Raw genomic sequence first — 13,207 nt, 5'->3', positions numbered from 1 at the left:
TACCGTATGAATGAAGCAGATTTAGATGCGGTAGATCGAAAAATACTGTCGGCCATCCAGAAGGATTCGCGCCGCCCCATCGCCGAACTTGCCGCCCTGGCCGGGGCCTCGACCGCCTCAGTGCAGCGGCGGCTCCGGCGGTTGCGCGAAAACGGCGTGATCCTGTGCGAGGCGGCACAGCTTGATCCGGTGCGGCTTGGCTTTGGCATCACGGCGGTTGTCTCGGTCGATCTGGAGCGGGACCGGCTGGACCAGATTGATGCCTTCAAGCGCAAGGCGCGGGCCGACCCCAATGTGCAACATTTCTACTGCGTGGCGGGCGAGGCGGATTTCATCATCGTCGTCGTGGCCCGCGATATGGCGGATTACGAACAGTTCACCCACCGGTTTTTCTTTGCCGACAAGAATGTGCGCAAGTTCCGCACCTCTATCGCCGTCGCGCGGGAAAAATCCACGCTGGCCCTGCCGCTGGAGGCATAAGCGCCTAGTTCTGCGCCTGATGTACCTCGATCACATTGCCATCGGGATCGTAAAAGAAAATCTGGTGCCAACCGGCAACGGCAGCATTGCCCCAATCCGAATAGGGGATGTTCTGCACCTCAAGATGCGCCCGGAACGCCGCCAGATCATCGGTGCGATAGGCGATATGACCCCGCGCCACGGGGTTGACGATCTGCCCGGTCCTGAACCCCGCGCCGATGTCTTTCTGCGCCAGATGCACCTGGATATCGCCGTCTGAAACAAAGGCAACATCGCCCGCATACCCCTCTTTCTTCTCCAGCGTCGGCAGATCACGCGTCGGCGGCGCCAGCCCCAGCACATCGCGGTAGAACGCATCCATTCGCGGCACGTCCTCGGTGCTCAGGTTGATATGATGCAGCTTGAGTTTCATGCAAATTCCTCCGGGGTGGTCGGCCAGACCCACAAGGCAGCGTGATCACGCATGTGCCGCATGTCAATCGCACCGCGACCTACGACTGTGTTGACACGCAATAAACAACCACAGGTCGTTTACATCATGGATCAAACCTGTAACGTTTTCGTTATTAACCAATTTGAAAGGACGCGCGGCATGTCTACAATCGAAAGTTTTTTCGGCCTGATTGGCGATTTGACCTGGGGTTGGTCCCTGATCCCGCTTCTGGTGATCTTTGGGCTTTTCATCACCGCCCTCACCGGATTTGTTCAGTTCAGGTTTTTCAAGCGGATGTTCCGCGTCTTGTCCTCGAAGAACCAGTCGGGTGACCCCAACGCGATTTCCGCGCGCGAGGCGCTGCTGATCTCGGTCGGAGGGCGCGTCGGCGGTGGTAATATCGCCGGTGTGGCGGTGGCAATCACGCTGGGCGGGCCCGGCGCGGTGTTCTGGATGTGGGCGATTGCACTTGTCGGCATGGCCACCAGCCTTGTCGAATGTTCGCTGGCGCAGCTTTACAAGGAACGTCAGTCCGACGGCACGTTCCGCGGCGGCCCGGCCCGGTCGATCATTCATGGTTTAGGGCATGAATTCAAATGGTTGGCGGTAATCTACGCGGTCTGCCTGATCGCGGCCTTCGGTCTGGGCTTCAACGCGTTCCAGGGCAATACCGTTGCCGGCGCAATGGAAGACAGCATGGGCATCAGCCGCTTTGTGACCGGTGCGGTTCTGGCCGTGATCGCCGGTTTCATCGTCTTTGGCGGCATCCACCGCATCGCCAAGGCCGCCGATGTGGTCGTGCCCGTCATGGCAATCGGCTACATCCTGATGGCCCTTGTCATCATTGTGATGAATATCGGGTCGTTGCCCGGCGTCATCAGCTCGATCTTCGCTAATGCTTTCGGTCTGGAAGAGGCCGTGGGCGGCGGCATGGGCGCGGCCATCGCACAGGGCCTGCGCCGGGGGCTCTTCTCGAACGAGGCCGGTCTGGGCTCGGCCCCGAACGTGGCGGCCACGGCGGATGTGCGCCACCCGATCAGCCAGGGCATCACGCAAAGCTTTTCGGTCTTCATCGATACGATCTTCATCTGTAGCTGCACCGCCTTCGTGATCCTGCTGGGCGATATCTATGTGCCGGGCGCCGAAGGCGTCGACGGGATCGCACTGACCCAGCAATCGCTGGTCTCGCATCTGGGCGAATGGGCGCAATACTTCCTGTCGCTGATGATCCTGCTCTTTGCCTTCAGCTCGATCATCTACAACTACTATCTCGGTGAAAACGCCCTGACGGTGATCACCAAAAGCCCCGCGGCGCTGAACGTGCTCCGGGTCGTGATCATCGGCATCGTCTTCCTCGGGGCCACGGCACCGGGTGCGACATCGGTCTTCTTCTTCTCGGATCCGATGATGGGCATCCTGGCGGTGGTCAACCTCGTGGTGCTGATGATGCTGCTGCCAACCTGCCTGCGGCTGCTCAAGGATTTCCGCGCGCAGCTGGCCGCCGGCGTCGCCCGGCCCGTGCTGAACCCGGATGACTTTAGCGATCTGGATCTGGACCGCACCGCCTGGACCGGAAAGGTACCGGCCGAGTAAACGAGCACAACAACAAGAAACGGGCGCCCAATTCTGGCGCCCGTTTGCATTTTCAAACCTCTGATCGTGGTCTTAATTCATCAGACCCGCGTGCCGCATCGCTGCATCGACCAGCGCCTTGGTCTCATCGGTCAGGCCTGTCAGGGGCGAGCGGACCTCGTCACTGCAAAGACCCAGCCGCGACATGGCGTATTTCGCGCCGACCAGACCGGGCTCGGTAAAGATTGCGCGGTGCAGCGGCATCAGCCGGTCCTGATAGTCCAGGCCCTTGGCGAAATCGCCCGCCAGCGTCGCCTCCTGGAACTCGGAACACAGTTTCGGGGCCACGTTGGCAGTCACGGAAATGCAGCCAATGCCACCATGCGCGTTGAAACCCAGCGCCGATGGATCCTCAGCCGAGAATTGCAGAAATTCCGTGCCACAGGTGCGGCGCTGATCACTGACACGCGCCATATCGGCGGTCGCATCCTTGACCCCGATGATGCGCGGCAGCTTGGCCAGTTCGCCCATCGTCTCGGGCGACATGTCCACCACAGACCGGCCGGGAATGTTGTAGATAAAGATCGGCAGCTCACAGCACTCATGCAGCGCGGTGTAATGCGCGATCAACCCGCGTTGGGTGGGCTTGTTGTAATAGGGCGTCACCACCAGCGCCGCATTGGCCCCCACACGGTGCGCATGCTGCATGAACCGAACCGATTCGGCAGTGTTGTTGCTGCCCGCGCCCGCAATCACCGGCACACGGCCATTGGCGGCTTTCACCACCTCTTCGATCACAATTTCATGTTCTTCGTGGGTCAGCGTGGGGCTTTCCCCGGTCGTGCCAACCGGCACCAGACCGTGACTTCCCTCGGAAATATGCCACTCTACAAGGTGTTTGAGCGTATCAATGTCCAGTTCACCGTTCTTAAACGGCGTCACCAGTGCAGGAAAAGATCCCTTAAACATGCCACGCTCCTTCCACATTTCTAATTTAGCCTTAACTGGCTGATCATAAAACGCACGCTAGGTTAGCGGGATGCCGCCCGGGTGCCAAGTTTGTGCATGGACGGGTTTGCTACACGTGCTTAGGTTGGCGCTGTCTATCCTTCGCCAGAGAGGGAAATGCAAGAGATGTCACGTTTGGTGGCCCAAATTATGGCTCTGATCGCCCTGACCCTGCCGGGTTGGGCGGCGGAAGACGTGCGCATAGCCCCGCGCCCGCTGGCCAGTGCCCTGCACGCGATGAAGGCCGACCGGTGGGAGGTCGCAGCGCGGCTTGCCGAACGCGACGGACCTGCCGCCGCCACTCTGATCGAATGGTACCGCCTACGCTCGGGCCGTGGCACACCAGAAGACATCCTCGTTTTTCTCGACCGCAACCCCGACTGGCCTGGCCTTGATTATCTGCGTCGCCGGAACGAGGTGCGGATGATCACCGCCGGGGACGACGGCATCCTGAAATTCTACGAAACCCACGCCCCGCAAACCGGCATCGGCGCACTGACCTATGCCAGTGCCCAGATCGCCGCCGGCCAGACCGGTGAGGCCGAGGCGACAATCGTCATGGCCTGGCGCAGCATGGACCTGACAAATGATGAACATGACGCGTTCATCGCAGCCTATGCCGACCTTCTGAAACCGCATCACGAGGCGCGGATGCACATGGCGCTCTGGCGCGGGCTGAAGGATGTCAAAAAGATGCTTCCGCTGGTCTCGGCCGATCTGCGCAAACGCGTGGAAACCCGGCAGACCATCGAAAACGGGCGCGAGGCGCTGGACAAGTGGATCGCCGATCTGCCCAAAAAGCTGCGCCGCGATGCCCATGTCGCCTATGCCGAATTCAACCACCTGATGAGCAAGCGCAAGACCGACAAGGCGATCAAGCTGATGCTGCGCCAAAGCGGGATCGAGGGCGGCTTGGGCGAGCCGGATCGCTGGGGCAACAACCGCCGCTCACTATCGCGGGCGCAGATGCGGCAGGGCAATCATCAACTGGCCTATGATCTGGCGTCCAGCCATCAGCTTTCCGAAGGCTACAAATACGCCGATCTGGAATGGCTCTCGGGCTATCTGGCGCTGCGGTTCCTCGATGCGCCCGACCTGGCACTGGATCATTTCCAACGCTTCCGCTCGGCGGTCGAAACGCCGATTTCACTGGGTCGCGCCGGATACTGGATCGGACGGGCGCAAGAGGCGCTTGGCGATGACGAGGCGGCACAGATCGCCTATGGCCGCGGCGCGTTGCACCAGACCAGTTTCTATGGCCTGCTGGCGGCCGAACGTGGCGGTATCGAGATTGATCCCACCCTCGCCGGAAACGAGGAATTCGCCCCGTGGCGCGACGCCGCTTTCGCCAAATCCACAGTCGCGCAGGCGGGTGTTCTGGCGCTGGCCACCGGCAATCTCAACCTGGCCGAGACCTTCTTTGTACACCTTTCCAATTCTCTGAACCGCGATCAGCTGGGTCAGCTGGCGCAAATGCTGCAAGAACTGGAACAGCCACATTTGCAGGTGATGGTGGGCAAGGCCGCCGCCCGACGCGCGCTTGTGCTGCCCGCCGCCTATTACGCCCTGCATCCGATGGCGAAACAGAAAATGGCCGTGCCCACCGAACTGGCGCTGACCATCGCCCGCCGCGAAAGCGAATTTGACCTGGGTGTCGTCAGTGGCGCGGGCGCACAGGGGCTGATGCAACTTATGCCCGGCACCGCCAAAGAGGTTGCCGGCGATCTGGGCCTGCCGCATGACCGCAGCAAGGTTCTCAGGGACTGGCGCTATAATGTGCGGCTTGGGTCCACCTATCTGGCACAGCTGGCGGATTGGCTGGATGGCAATCTGGTACTGATGTCAGCAGGCTATAACGCCGGGCCGGGCCGGGCGCGGCAATGGATCGAAAGCGCGGGCGACCCGCGCAGCGCCGATGTGGACGTCATCGACTGGATCGAACATATCCCCTTCCGTGAAACCCGGAATTACGTGATGCGCGTCTCGGAAAGCCTGCCGATTTACCGCGCCCGTCTGGGCAAGGATCCGCTGCCAATCCCCTTCAGCGAAGAGTTGAAAGGCGCCACCATCAAGGCCGATTGGCGCACCATCGTCAGCGACTGACATGCACCTTTCTTAGCTGCGACTATCCAGCTTGTGTTGACGCCACAGCGTGAACAGACCCGCCGACACGATCAACGCCACACCAAGCGCCACATTCACCCGAATGGTCTCGCTGAACACGAAAATCCCGATGATGCTGACAAAGCCAAGTTGCAGATAGGCAAAGGGTTGCACCGCGCTGGCCTCGGCCACTTCGTAGCATTTGATCAGCGTCCAGTGCCCCAGCGCACCGGTCACGCACAGCGCCGCCATCCAGCCCCAGTCGGGGCCGGTCATCGGCTCCCAGAACCAGATGCCCACCGCCGTCATCGCCACCGACCCCACGGTGCCGGTCCAGAAAAAGCTGGTGGCGGCATTGTCCTTGCGCGCCACATAGCGGGTCAAAAGCCCGTAAAGCGCAAACATCAGCGCGGCGGCAAGGGGCACCACCGCCTGCGGTTTGAAGACGCCAAAGCCGGGTTCAAGGATGATGATCACACCGATGAACCCCACGCCAATCGCCGCCCAGCGACGCCAGCCCACATGTTCGCCCAGCACCGGCCCCGACAGGGCCGCGACCAGCAACGGATAGCAGGCAAAAACCGCGTGGCTTTCGACCAGACCCAACAGCGTGAATGCCAGGATCATCACGCAGATTTCCGTCACCAGCAAAAGCGACCGGAACCCCTGTACCAGCGGTTGATTTGTCGCCGCCGCCGCCCGCACGCCCCCTGCCTTGCGCGCCGCGATGGTGATCACGAATGCGGCAAAGAACCAGTAGCGGATCATCACCACCATGTAGACGTTGTACTCTCCGGCCAGATGTCGCGAGATACCGTCCTGTACGGCGAAAACAAAGGTCGTGGCGATCATCAACAGGATGCCCAGCCGGGTATTTTCTTCGCTCATGTCGCCCTCAGCACCGCAACGCTCATATGTCGCTTGCGCCCATATCCCGGTCTGCGGGTGACGTCAAAGCCCGCCGCGTCCAACCCCCGTCGCACGAACCCCGCCGCCGTGTAGGTCGCCGCCGTGCCACCCGGCGCGGTATGTCTGCCCAACGCGGCCAACAGGTCTGCGCCCCAGAGCTCGGGGTTCTTGGCCGGGGAAAACCCGTCCAGATACCAGGCATCGGCCCGGCCATCCCATGCGGGCAAAGTGACCCGCGCATCGCCGCCGATGACCTCTAGTGAAATGCCGTCGGCAAAGGCAATCTCGCGCTGCCCCGCTTTCCATGCCTCGATCAGCGGCGCCGCCACGTCCGACACGTCCGGAAATGCCGTCAGCGCCTGCGCCATATCACCGGCGCCCATCGGATAGGCCTCAAAACTGGTGAACCGCAACTTGCCCCTCACCCCCGACGCGCGCCACGCCAGCACCGTCGTCAGAAAATTCAGCCCGGTGCCAAACCCCAGTTCGGCCACGTGAAATCCATCCGCAAACCGCCCCGGTAGCCCGTTGCCATCCAGAAACACGTAACGCGTTTCTTCCAGCCCGTTCTCAAGGCTGAAATACGGATCGTCAAACCGGGTCGAAACCGGCACATCACCGGCCTGCCAGTCAATCTCGGCCCGCTGGTCCTGCATCGCGGCATCCTTTAGGAAGGGTTTCGGAACGCGCCGACCATGCAGAGGAGGCATCGCTTTGGCAATGGCTGATATCACCGTTCTGGGCGCTGGCATTTTCGGGCTGTCCGTTGCCTGGGCCTGCCAGAGGCGCGGCGCAAAGGTGCAGGTAATCGACCCCGGCGGTCCGGGCGCCGGGGCCTCGGGCGGGGTGGTTGGCGCACTGGCCCCGCATGTGCCGGAAAACTGGAACGATAAGAAGGCCTTTCAACTCGACAGCCTGCTGATGGCCGAAAGCTTCTGGCACGAGGTCGAGGCGGTTTCGGGCATCTCACCCGGCTATGCCCGGCTGGGCCGCCTGCAACCGGTCCCGGACGCCGCAGCGCTGGCATTGGCGCGGGCACGGGCCGAAGCCGCCAAAGAACTCTGGCAAGACAACGCCAGCTGGAACGTCACCGCTGCCGCAGATCACGGCTGGGCGCCGATCACGCCCACGGGCTACCTGATCCATGACACGCTCAGCGCCCGCATCCACCCGCGCCGCGCCTGCGCCGCGCTGGCGGGCGCAATCACCACCCGCGGCGGTGAGATCCGGGCCGAGGGCACGCCACAAGGCCAGGTGATCCACGCCACCGGCGTCGCCGGGCTTGAGGAGCTGACCGCCAGCCACACCCGCACCGTCGGCAATGGCGTCAAGGGTCAGGGCGCGCTCTTGCATTTCGACGCCCGCGACCTGCCGCAACTCTTCGCCGACACGGTGCATATCGTGCCCCATGCCGACGGCACCGTGGCCATCGGATCGACCAGTGAACGCGACTATGACGATCCCACCAGCACCGACGAACAGCTTGACGCGGTGATCGAAAAGGCCATGCAGGCGGTGCCGGTCCTGCACGGCGCGCGAGTGGTCGAACGCTGGTCCGGGCTGCGCCCGCGCACCCGCTCACGCGCGCCGATGCTGGGGGCTCATCCGCTGCACAAAAATCACTTCATCGCCAATGGTGGCTTCAAGATCGGGTTCGGCATGGCGCCAAAGGTCGGGCAGGTCATGGCCGATCTCATCCTTGATGACATCGACACGATCCCTTGTGATTTCCGCCCCGAGGCCTCTTTCTGATACACTCGCCCTATGCCTGCCCGATGCCACCCTTTCCTACTGATTCTGCTCGTCGCCACTTTTGCGGTCGGCATTCCTGCCGCGCAGGCCGCCGACCCCTCGGCCCCCGCCCGCGACAACATTCCCCGCGTCTGGCGGGCAATATCCGGGGACAAGGTGGAACTTGACGGTCAGACCTATCGCCTGCATGGCGTGGTTTGCCCTGCGCCGGATACCGACAACGGGCGTCAGGCGAAGGCGCTGCTGAACACCTTTATGGGGGGCAGCAGAAACAACCGGCACATTACCTGCCGGATCATGCCTACCGGCTCGGGTGAATATGTCGATTGCACAAGAAAGAAACAGACAGCCAGCAAACTGATGATCGACAGCGGGCTTTGCGAGGCGCGCGGCCACACTGAAACGCGAACCGACTTAGGCCAGACCCTTTCAATGGTCCGCTACCAGCCGACATTCATCCCGGTCAGTTACTGGCGGTTGCGATCATGCATTGGCGTCCATCCGGACCACGTACCCACGCAGTGCCGTCTTGCCAGCAGAACGTGGCCACTTCGCTATGCAGAAGCGGCGCGGTGGCTCGAAAGGCAAAATTTTTCACGCTGCCCAACTGGGCTTCGGCCAGTAAAATCAGGCGTTGCGCCAAAAGCGGGCCATGCACCACCAAACCGTTATAGCCTTCGACCGTTCGTGCATATTCGCTGTCATAATGTATCCGGTGGCCATTGAAGGTCAGCGCCGAGTACCGAAAAAGCAACGTGGAATTGAACGACGCCTGTTCGCTCACGGCCTCGTCGCGCCGCGCCTCGGGCGGAACGGGCTCCGGGGCGGTTGCGTCAGGATCTTCGCGATAGACCAGATCCTGCCAATCGGTAAGGCATAGCTGCCTGCCCTGCCAGATTTCATGCCGCAGGGTGACAAAAGCCAGCGGCCCGGTGCGCCCGTCCTTGCGTTCGGCCTGTTCCAGAACCGTGTGTCGCTCAGCGTCCAGCCCGGCCCGCAATGGCGCTGCGAATTCCAGCCGCCCCCCGGCCCACATCCGGCGCGGCAGACCCATATCAGGGATGAGTCCACCCAGCTTCGGGTGTCCATCCCGGCCCAGACGCTCGGGCCGTTGCGGGTCCCAGAAATAAAGCTGGTGGAAGAACGGCGGCAGAGGATCCCCAGCCGCAATCGTCCCCACACAGCCCAGCATCACCTGCGTCGCGCGGGCGCGTGCCGGGTCCATCACGTCATTCAGGATTTGCACATTCTCGGCCATGCGGGCACGCTAGTCGCAAGCCAATCTAGGGACAATCCTGAAATGACCCCGACCATCAATGCGCTTGATCACCTGGTCCTGACCGTCGCAGATATCGACAAGACGGTGGGCTTTTATGAAACGGTGCTGGGCATGCGCGCGATCCGTTTCACACCTGCGGGCGGCACTCCCCGCTTGGCGCTCAAGTTCGGCGCGCAGAAGATCAACCTGCACCAGAAAGGGGCCGAATTTGACCCGAAAGCGGCTCTCCCCCGGCCCGGTTCCGCCGATCTGTGTTTTCTCAGCGATACGCCGCTGGTGGACTGGGCACGCCATCTGGACGGCAACGATATTGCGATCGAAGAAGGCCCGGTGGGACGCACAGGTGCCACCGGGCCGCTCAATTCGATCTATATCCGTGATCCCGATGGCAACCTGATCGAGATCGCCAATCAGGCGTAGCGGGTCAGGAAACTGCGCAGCCCGTTCATCCGCGCGGCTAGCGCTTTCTGGTAAATCTCATTGTCCAGATTGCCATTATCGTCAAACTCATTACCCGCCGATGCCACCAGAACCGAGGGGCCGGGCAGCAGGTGCACCTGCAACTGCGTCAGGCAATGCCCGACCATGAACTGTGCCGTTTCCCCGCCGGTGCGGCCCGCCGCCGCCGAGACGACAACCGTCGGCTTGCCCTTCAGCACCGCGCCGTCAACCCGGCTGATCCAGTCCAGCGCGTTTTTCAGCACGCCGGGGATGCCCTTGTTGTATTCCGGGGACGAGATCACGATACCATCCGCCGCCTTGATCTGGTCGGCAAGGGTCTGGACCGATGCCGGGATGCCCTCGGCCGCTTCCAGATCGCCATCATATAGTGGCAGGTTCAGATCGGCCTCGGCCACCTCGGCATCGCCAAAGGCCTTGACCGCCTCTTTCAGAAGCATCCGGTTGAACGATCCTTTGCGCAAAGATCCTGAAATCGTCAGCAGTTTCGGCGTGGACATATGATCTACCTTTCAAATCCAAATTCCGTTGCCGGTAATCTGGTTCTGTTGACAGGTTCTGGCAATATGCGTGGGCGCACAGATCATGCGCAATTTTTCCAGAACGTGCGAAAATGCCGTTTTCCATATCCGTACGCCCCGTTAATCCGGCTAGGTACCGATCCTCGCACCGACAAAATACCGACGTAATACCGACGTTTTACCGACTGGTATTTTTCATTTTTTTCAGCGCGTTAACCCTCGAATCGCGTTTTTTGCACCGACACGCATCGACGGCCCGGCAAAGGCCAAAGAAAAACCCCGGATGATTGGCGCATCCGGGGCAAGTAGCCTGTTCAGGCTGAGGGGGAAAACATTACCAGTCCGTTGGCCCTTTCTCGGCGAAGGCGTGGACCAGAAAATCGATAAAAGCGCGAACCTTGGGCTGGGTGAACCGGCCCGGAGGGTAAACTGCGTAGATGCCCTGGGTTTCGACCGGCAGATCGGGGATCACGTCCACGACCTGCCCATCTTCAAGGGCTTTAGCGTAAAGGAAGCTGGGCAGATAGGCGATACCCAGCCCCGAGATGGCCGCATTCAATAGCGACTGCCCGTCATTGACAGACAGTCCCCCGGCCGTGCGCACCTGGCGCTTTTCTCCCGACGGTGCGGTCAGTTTCCAGACCGAACCATTGGCCTGGCTGGAATAATGCAGAAGCTTGTGATCGTTCAGGTCGTCGATCTTCATCGGTCGGCCATGTTTGTCGATATAGGCCGGGCTGGCGATCATGCGCTTGGTGGTCTCGGTCAGCTTGCGGGCGCGCAGCGTGCTGTCTTCCAGCTCACCAATGCGGATCGCCATATCGAACCCTTCAGAGATCAGTTCGACATAGCGGTTATTGAGCACCATGTTGACCGTAATGTCCGGAAATTCATCAAGAAATTCGCCCAGAACTGGGCTCAGGTGATTGACCCCGAAATCGGTCGCGACCGATATGCGCAACAGGCCAGACGGATCGGATTGCATCGAGCTGACAAGCGCATCCGCCTCGCCCGCATCATTCAGCACCCGCAAGGCACGGTCGTAATAGGCCAGACCGATCTCCGTGGGGCTGACACGACGGGTTGTACGGTTCAGCAGACGCGCGCCCAGACGCGCCTCAAGCGAGGACACGTGTTTGGACACAGCGGATTTGGAAATCCCCATTTTGCGGGCGGCATCTGTGAAGCCTCCCTGATCCACTACCGTGGCAAAGGCTTCCATTTCCGTCAAGCGGTCCATACTCATACCTCGTGCTTCAAAATCTCCAAACGTTATCGGGGACAATTCGGGCACAACTGCGGCGCATGACGGACAATATCTTGGTTTTCTCACGGATCGTTGATGTCACGTAAACAGCGAAACGCCTGTTTCCTTGGCTAAACAGCCGCATCTTTCAGCGCGGATCGAAACATTTCTGCCGCATTTTCCAGACCCTTTTGACCCTTGGGGCCCACCAGCAGCACGCCAAAACCGTTATCGGTCCAGCTATACGTGTCCAGCCCGCTCAGCACCGCGGCATTGATCGCGTCGCTGGTCTCGGACCCGGTTTCGATAATACATAACGCCACCGGCCCGCCATCGGCAGTCAGAAAGGTCAGCTGCGCCAGCGGCTTCCCACGATAGCCCAGTTGCTGCGCGCGCTTGAACGACAGGCCCGCCACCTGCGGCAACACCGTCAGGTCTATGCCCAATCCTTTGGACAGCCGGTCCAGATCGGCCTTCTGCGCCGCTGGTGACAGATCAACCTGCGCCAGTGTCTCGGTGACATAAAGCGACTGATAGTTGGCCACCACATCATGCCAATCCGCCTCTGGTGTCTGCCACAGGTTCCAGGCCAGACCGATCGCCGCCACGGCACCAACCGCAACCCCGGCCAGACCGGCACGCAACGGCCTATTGGCCGGGACGGGCAAGGATTGTGCAATCTCGGGCATGGCAGGGGCCGCTTGCGCTGCGGCAACCATCGCCGCTGCAAACGCCTCTTCGCCGGCCTTCAATTCCGCCAAGCGCTGCCTGAGCGCCGGGTCCGTGGCCAAGGCACGGTCAATCGCCTCTGACATCGGGCCAGAGGTTTCGCCGTCAAGATAACAGCTCAGGTCCTGATCCGAAAAAACGTTGCGATCCGTCATTCGTTGGTTCCTGTCGCCTGGGCCACCCGCCGCGCCAATGTAACACGTGCAGCGGAAATGCGGCTCATCACTGTGCCAATCGGTATTTCCAGAATTTCAGCCGCCTCCGCATATTTGCAACCCTCAACAAACACAAGCAATGCGGCAACGCGCTGCGCTTCCGGAAGCCTGTTCAACTCACTTAACACCTGACGCGCGAAAATATTCGTCTCCATCGGTGCAGAATTATCAGAAATTTCGATTTCGTCCGCAGATACGAAACCCGCCGATCCACGGATCGAATCCCGGCGCAGCTCATTCAGCCACAAACGACGGGCCATGACAAACAGCCAACGATCCAGATGCGTGCCTGGCTCAAAATGCTGCGCCTTCTCTATCGCCCTCGCGCAGGTCATCTGCGCCAGATCATCCGCCGCATCGCGCCGCCCGGTCAGTGAAAGGCAAAACCGCCACAGCCGGGGGAAGCACTCGGGCAGCCCCTCACGCACCGCCCTGTCTGAACTTTTTTTCGCAAAGATCCGAATAGATCCACCCCCAACCGTGTTTCCCAAATATCGCGGC

Annotated in this window: 14 protein-coding genes; 5 read left to right on the top strand and 9 right to left on the bottom strand. The window is 61.1% G+C overall.

What is annotated here, in order from left to right:
* Window positions 1–6: 6 nt before the first annotated feature.
* Window positions 7–480, top strand: a complete 474-nt coding sequence (locus tag Q1B27_RS20815) for an Lrp/AsnC family transcriptional regulator (RefSeq protein WP_299850706.1) — start codon at window positions 7–9, stop codon at window positions 478–480.
* Between the two features lie 4 nt (window positions 481–484).
* On the opposite strand, the gene Q1B27_RS20810 is transcribed toward Q1B27_RS20815, so the two are convergent.
* The gene (locus tag Q1B27_RS20810) at window positions 485–892 is read right to left on the bottom strand and encodes a VOC family protein (RefSeq protein WP_299850704.1); all 408 of its coding nucleotides are present in this window, start codon (window positions 890–892) and stop codon (window positions 485–487) included.
* 180 nt (window positions 893–1,072) lie between these two features.
* Between Q1B27_RS20810 and Q1B27_RS20805 the strand changes: the two genes are divergently transcribed.
* On the top strand, window positions 1,073–2,506 hold the full coding sequence (locus Q1B27_RS20805; protein ID WP_299850701.1) for a sodium:alanine symporter family protein: 1,434 nt from the start codon (window positions 1,073–1,075) through the stop codon (window positions 2,504–2,506).
* A 72-nt stretch (window positions 2,507–2,578) separates the two neighbouring features.
* On the opposite strand, the gene dapA is transcribed toward Q1B27_RS20805, so the two are convergent.
* Window positions 2,579–3,454 carry a 4-hydroxy-tetrahydrodipicolinate synthase gene (gene dapA, locus Q1B27_RS20800; protein WP_299850699.1) on the bottom strand — a complete coding sequence of 292 codons (876 nt, stop codon included), beginning with the start codon at window positions 3,452–3,454 and terminating at the stop codon, window positions 2,579–2,581.
* 165 nt (window positions 3,455–3,619) lie between these two features.
* Here dapA and Q1B27_RS20795 point away from each other — a divergent pair, with 165 nt between their 5' ends.
* Complete coding sequence (locus Q1B27_RS20795) at window positions 3,620–5,596, top strand: lytic transglycosylase domain-containing protein (protein ID WP_299850697.1); 1,977 nt, start codon at window positions 3,620–3,622, stop codon at window positions 5,594–5,596.
* A gap of 12 nt (window positions 5,597–5,608) precedes the next feature.
* Here the strand turns inward: Q1B27_RS20795 and Q1B27_RS20790 are convergent, their stop codons facing one another.
* Complete coding sequence (locus Q1B27_RS20790; protein ID WP_299850695.1) at window positions 5,609–6,484, bottom strand: DMT family transporter; 876 nt, start codon at window positions 6,482–6,484, stop codon at window positions 5,609–5,611.
* The gene (mnmD, locus tag Q1B27_RS20785; RefSeq protein WP_299850693.1) at window positions 6,481–7,161 is read right to left on the bottom strand and encodes a tRNA (5-methylaminomethyl-2-thiouridine)(34)-methyltransferase MnmD; all 681 of its coding nucleotides are present in this window, start codon (window positions 7,159–7,161) and stop codon (window positions 6,481–6,483) included. Before mnmD ends, Q1B27_RS20790 begins: the two co-directional genes overlap by 4 nt.
* Window positions 7,162–7,225: 64 nt before the next feature.
* Here mnmD and Q1B27_RS20780 point away from each other — a divergent pair, with 64 nt between their 5' ends.
* Entirely contained in the window at window positions 7,226–8,257 is a 1,032-nt protein-coding gene (locus tag Q1B27_RS20780; RefSeq protein WP_299850691.1) for an FAD-binding oxidoreductase, read from the top strand.
* A 463-nt stretch (window positions 8,258–8,720) separates the two neighbouring features.
* Here the strand turns inward: Q1B27_RS20780 and Q1B27_RS20775 are convergent, their stop codons facing one another.
* Complete coding sequence (locus Q1B27_RS20775; RefSeq protein WP_299850689.1) at window positions 8,721–9,515, bottom strand: MaoC family dehydratase N-terminal domain-containing protein; 795 nt, start codon at window positions 9,513–9,515, stop codon at window positions 8,721–8,723.
* 42 nt (window positions 9,516–9,557) lie between these two features.
* On the opposite strand from Q1B27_RS20775, the gene Q1B27_RS20770 reads away from it, so the two are divergent.
* Window positions 9,558–9,956 carry a VOC family protein gene (locus Q1B27_RS20770; protein ID WP_299850687.1) on the top strand — a complete coding sequence of 133 codons (399 nt, stop codon included), beginning with the start codon at window positions 9,558–9,560 and terminating at the stop codon, window positions 9,954–9,956.
* Here the strand turns inward: Q1B27_RS20770 and Q1B27_RS20765 are convergent.
* From Q1B27_RS20765 to Q1B27_RS20750, 4 genes are all read right to left on the bottom strand, one after another.
* Entirely contained in the window at window positions 9,947–10,495 is a 549-nt protein-coding gene (locus Q1B27_RS20765; protein ID WP_299850685.1) for an NADPH-dependent FMN reductase, read from the bottom strand. The two genes, Q1B27_RS20770 and Q1B27_RS20765, sit on opposite strands and share 10 nt — an antisense overlap.
* 355 nt (window positions 10,496–10,850) lie before the next feature.
* The gene (locus Q1B27_RS20760; protein ID WP_299850683.1) at window positions 10,851–11,756 is read right to left on the bottom strand and encodes a LysR family transcriptional regulator; all 906 of its coding nucleotides are present in this window, start codon (window positions 11,754–11,756) and stop codon (window positions 10,851–10,853) included.
* A gap of 137 nt (window positions 11,757–11,893) precedes the next feature.
* Entirely contained in the window at window positions 11,894–12,646 is a 753-nt protein-coding gene (locus Q1B27_RS20755) for a hypothetical protein (RefSeq protein WP_299850682.1), read from the bottom strand.
* On the bottom strand, window positions 12,643–13,134 hold the full coding sequence (locus Q1B27_RS20750; protein WP_299850681.1) for an RNA polymerase sigma factor: 492 nt from the start codon (window positions 13,132–13,134) through the stop codon (window positions 12,643–12,645). The genes Q1B27_RS20755 and Q1B27_RS20750 overlap by 4 nt, the downstream gene beginning before the upstream one ends.
* Window positions 13,135–13,207: the final 73 nt, after the last annotated feature.

Origin of the sequence: uncultured Roseovarius sp. (genome assembly GCF_947489715.1) — a bacterium.
GTDB lineage: Bacteria > Pseudomonadota > Alphaproteobacteria > Rhodobacterales > Rhodobacteraceae > Roseovarius.
Note: the sequence above shows the minus strand (reverse complement) of the source record. Positions and strands in the feature narration are given on the sequence as shown.